This window comes from Moorena sp. SIO4E2, from assembly GCF_010671945.1.
GTDB classification, from domain to species: Bacteria; Cyanobacteriota; Cyanobacteriia; order Cyanobacteriales; family Coleofasciculaceae; genus Moorena; species Moorena producens.
On the sequence record NZ_JAAHIE010000584.1, the window covers coordinates 1 to 4,218 of the forward strand.

At 43.6% G+C, this 4,218-nt stretch carries 2 protein-coding genes and 1 pseudogene; 2 read left to right on the forward strand and 1 reads right to left on the reverse strand.

Annotated features, from left to right (window positions below; genetic code table 11):
• A pseudogene (locus F6K37_RS33495) lies at positions 1 to 251 on the forward strand (shikimate dehydrogenase); the annotation flags it as partial.
• Positions 252 to 464: 213 nt separating this feature from the next.
• Positions 465 to 1,724, forward strand: a complete 1,260-nt coding sequence (gene iscB / locus F6K37_RS33500; protein WP_287255028.1) for an RNA-guided endonuclease IscB — start codon at positions 465 to 467, stop codon at positions 1,722 to 1,724.
• 92 nt (positions 1,725 to 1,816) lie between these two features.
• Here iscB and F6K37_RS33505 read toward each other — a convergent pair.
• Positions 1,817 to 4,218: autotransporter outer membrane beta-barrel domain-containing protein (locus tag F6K37_RS33505; protein WP_287255029.1), on the reverse strand; the 2,402-nt coding region annotated here is incomplete at its 5' end.

The window sequence follows — 4,218 nt, forward strand, 5'->3', positions numbered from 1 at the left end:
TGGGAATGTATCCCAACATCGAGCAGTCTCCTGTTGATCAGCTAGCTATGGCCAGGTTGCCGGAAAATGCGATCGCTTATGACTTGATTTATACTCCTAATCCCACTCAGTTTTTACGACAAGCCAAGGAACAGGGCGCGATCGCAATTGATGGATTGGAAATGCTGGTGCAACAGGGAGCAGCAGCTTTCAAAATTTGGTTAGGACAAACTCCGCCAGTGGATATTATGCGTCACGCTCTCCTAGTGTAAGCCTTGGTAATCCCCGGTAACTCTTGGAATTGCCAAACTAGGATGCAGACTTAGGATTAATTTCCTACGTTGATTTGGTTATGACACCCAAGGGTGAACTCCAGCCCTTGGCTCTGTCGCTAATCATTAAGTCAAAGGCAAAATGTGTGATTAGCTTAACAAGCCATTTTAACCTTGTCGAGGAACACATTACCGAATTGAGACGCATTAAAAATGCAAAATTACGTATTTGTTATTGACACGAACAAACAGCCATTAAATCCAATTACTCCAAAGAAGGCACGTCGGTTATTGGATAAAGGTAAAGCTGCGGTTTTTAGGATGTACCCGTTCACAATCATTTTGAAAACAGCGATCAATAATCCAACGATATCACCCTGCCAAATAAAGATAGATCCTGGCAGTAAAGTAACTGGATTTGCCTTAATTCAAAACAACCAAGTCATTTGGGGAATGGAGCTAGAGCACAGAGGAGGATTGATCAAGAAAAAACTAGAATCTAGAAGGGCTGTAAGGCGTGGGAGGCGTAACCGAAACACTCGCTATAGAAAACCCAGATTCCTTAACCGTAAGCGCCCAGAGGGATGGCTACCCCCTAGTTTAGAACACAGGATTTTGACTACTCAAACCTGGGTTAAGCGATTGATTAAGTTTTGCCCAGTAAATGAGATTTGGGTTGAAAGAGTTAAGTTTGACACCCAAAAAATGCAAAATCCTGAAATTAGTGGAGTTGAGTACCAACAGGGGGAACTAGCTGGTTACGAGGTCAGAGAGTATTTGCTTGAAAAATGGGGGAGGGAATGCACTTATTGTGGCAAGCAAAATGTACCCTTACAGGTTGAGCATATCCATCCAAAATCAAAAGGAGGAAGCGATCGCGTAAGTAATCTTTGTTTAGCTTGCGAAAAATGCAATCAACGAAAAAGTGACAAACCTATAGAGGTTTTCCTAAAAAAGAAGCCGAGCTTGCTCCAAAAGATTAAAGTCAAAGCTAAACTACCATTGAAGGATGCGGCGGCGGTTAACACAACTCGCAACAAGTTAGTGAAAGTACTCCGAAACGCCAGACCTGTAGTAATTGGGACGGGAGCACAAACTAAGTACAACCGGACGAAGCTAAGACTACCTAAACAGCACTGGATTGATGCTGCTTGTGTTGGAGACATTGAGACCCTAATGTTGAAAACCTCTCAGCCACTATTGGCAACCTGTAAAGGGCAGGGTAGCAGACAAAAAGCAGCACTCAATAAATACGGTTACCCCATTAGACACAACCCATTAAGACCGATTAAAGGTTGGGCTACCGGAGATATAGCTAGGCACCAAAAATTAGGAATAGGCAAGGTTACTCCCAGAAGCAAAGGAAGTTTTGGATTTACCCCGTTAGGAATGAAGGGGTACAAGAGCTGTAAACCTCAAGATATATCGGCGATACACCGAAAAGATGGATACACTTACAGCTTTTGCCAGTAAATACCGGAACTTGCCAAGTAATAGTTGCTCTAGATTCACCTGCAGGAGAAATTGGGATTGTTGAAAAGTTAGCTAAAATTGATAGCGCTGTGCTATAAATCTCGGCAAGAGACATAGTGATACCAAGGCTTGGGTGGGCTAGTGGTATCGGTAGGGAAAGAGGTGAGAATGATCTTACCATCCGGACCAATCATCCAGCCTTGAGCTTCCACAATCCGTTTTGGCTTAGAATTCTGTGGAATAAAATTCTGTTCGGTCGAGGGAGCTAAGGTCTGATTCTTATCAAGATTGTGATCAATTTCAGTAAGGGTTTGATCATCTAGAGTCACCCAATCAGCAATGATGGTTTGACCGATAATCGGGTCGAGGGGACTAGCCGGAATGCCACCTCGTCCAGTAACAATAAATTCACCAAGTTCATCTACCGAGACTTTCCCACTTCTCGGACAGCTAGCAACAATGAGTGATGATGGGTCAGTTAAATTAATTGGTAGTTGATCTAATCCCCGAGAAGGGTCAAGATTGCCCGTATTGATGGTCACTATTCCTTGTGGACCAGAGTCAGAACTGGCATCAATATCATTAGTGCGATTTCCATCAATGGCTTCGCGCTCCTCAATCAAACGGACATCTTCGGCATTAATGGTGATCTCACCACCTTTTCCCTGTTCAGCTTTGGCAATGATATCGCTACCATTAGGACCAGTTGGGGGAAAGGCAATTAAGACGTCGGTATCAATATCAATATTGCCACCCGTAGCTTCTTCAGAAGCCTCTGCGGAGATTAGGCTTTCGTTGAGCATCACTATCGATTCTGATACGTCTAGTGTGATATTCGCTCCATCTTCCCCTCCACTCAGTTGAGTTTCAGCTAAAAGTGTGCCGTTGTCAAGCAACAGGGAATTAGCTTTAATGTCCAGATTTCCTGCTATCCCTTTCTCACTTTTGACTGTTATTTCCCCTTCATCCTCAACTTTGAGGGCATCAGTATTGATTGTGATATCGCTGGCTTGACCGATAGCTTTCTCTTTAGCAGCGCTGGAAATGACTCCACCATTAACAGTTAGTGTATTGGTGGTTAAATCTATAGGTCCACCGTTACCATTACTATTGGTGCTAGCATCTAAGGCTCCGCCATCAGTCACAGCAATTGAGTTAGCGTTAATTTTAATCTTACCACCGTTGCCCTGTGTTGACCTAAGATCCACACCAGTCAAGATCTGACTAGGTTGGTCATTAATGCCCACTCCGTCTATTAAAACCTGATCATCAACCGTAATGATCACATTGCCACCATTTCCCTTCTCTTGAGTACCAGATTGTAACCTAGCACCTCCAGTAATCGCCAATGAACCTTCTTTAACTTTGATCTTGATATCGCCACCATTGCCATCGCCATTACTTCTAACATTACTAAATATGCCAGTAGTGATTGACCTGGTTTTGTCCACTCCGTCAAGTAAAACCACTCCGTCAACTAAAACGCGATCGCGAGCTTTGATTTCCACATCACCCCCGTTTCCTTTGCCACGGGTTTCGGAATTTATCACAGCACCGTTGGTAAACGAAACTGACCGACCTTCAATCAATACGTTGCCACCGTCGCCCTCTGCTGTTTGTCTAACTCGAGTGAATATAATACTTGAAAAGCTTGACACCTTATTATTCCTGTTTTTATTTCTGAATATTAAAGCGCCATCAAAGATAACGTCATCCTCAGCAATAATTGATATGTTGCCAGCCTTTCCTTTGTCATATATTTCAGCACTTATTTGACCGCCATTGGTCACAAAAACTGACTTTCCCTTTATGGTGATGTCGCCACCATTACCTATAGCTTGTGGTTTGTTGCGAAACCTTGGGTTTTCTCTATCTCGACCGACCCGAGAGCGCAACCCGCTGGCTAGTGTCAGATCACTGTTTACCCCGTCAATGGTAACTGTATCGCGAGCTGTTATAGTTATATTGCCCGCATCTCCTATTCCCAGGGTGTCAGCTACGAGTCTAGCACCATTGCTGATAGTGACTGATTCGGCATCAATCGATATATCTCCTGCGCTGCCGATTACGGAAAAATCCACTTCGGTCAGAATCGAGTTACTGTTCTGGTCAACGATAACTTGGTCATCAGCAATAATTGTTACATCTCCACCATTTCCCTGTCCTTTGATCCTCGACTGCAAGAAAGCATCATTCATAAACAAAGAGCCTGTGGTCATGGAAATACCACCACTATTACCGATAGCGTCTTGTTCTATGTTGTTGAAAATTCCAGTAGTGTTAGGATTTTCCGGTTTCCCTTCAAAGGTGACTGTATCATCAGCAACAATAGTCACTTTCCCTGCATCAGCTTGACCAAAGGTACTGGTTTCGATCTGAGCACCGTTTTTGGCAGAGAGTGAGCCAGTATCAATAGTGATATCCCCACCCTTTTCTGTTCCGAAGGTGTTGCTAATAATGAAACTGTTGTCAAGGGATAGTTGATCATTTGTAA

Excerpts from the sequence above, each read along its gene's own strand:
- iscB (WP_287255028.1), top strand. The coding sequence starts at position 465 with ATGCAAAATTACGTATTTGTTATTGACACGAACAAACAGCCATTAAAT.